The organism is Novosphingobium sp. UBA6272, from assembly GCF_002440635.1.
Classification (GTDB): Bacteria; Pseudomonadota; Alphaproteobacteria; order Sphingomonadales; family Sphingomonadaceae; genus Novosphingobium.
The window spans coordinates 7,334-7,851 of record NZ_DJUW01000019.1; the positions used below are offsets into that span (position 1 = coordinate 7,334).

The following is a 518-nucleotide window of genomic DNA, read 5'->3' on the forward strand; positions in this document are numbered from 1 at the left end:
GCGGCGCAGATGGACGGCGCCATCCTCGTGGTGAACGCTGCTGACGGCCCGATGCCGCAGACCCGCGAACACATCCTGCTCGCCCGTCAGGTCGGCGTTCCGGCTCTGGTCGTGTACATGAACAAGGTCGATCAGGTTGACGACGCCGAAATCCTCGAGCTCGTCGAACTGGAAATCCGCGAACTGCTCTCGAGCTACGGCTTCGACGGCGACGCGATCCCCGTGATCCCGGGTTCGGCTCTGGCCGCGCTCGAAGGCCGCGACGAAGCCATCGGCAAGGAATCGATCATTGCCCTGATGAACGCTGTCGACACTGCCATCCCGCAGCCGCCGCGTCCGACCGACAAGCCCTTCCTGATGCCCGTCGAAGACGTGTTCTCGATCTCGGGCCGTGGTACGGTCGTCACCGGCCGCGTCGAAACCGGCATCATCAAGGTTGGTGAAGAAGTCGAAGTCGTCGGCCTCAAGGACACCCAGAAGACCGTCGTCACCGGCGTCGAAATGTTCCGCAAGCTGCT

General features: G+C 63.5%; 1 protein-coding gene. It reads left to right on the forward strand.

Features of this window, described 5'->3' with window-relative positions; translation table 11 throughout:
- Positions 1-518, forward strand: a 518-nt coding sequence (locus tag B2V17_RS10470; protein WP_292997388.1) for a GTP-binding protein, incomplete at both ends; no start/stop codon positions are given.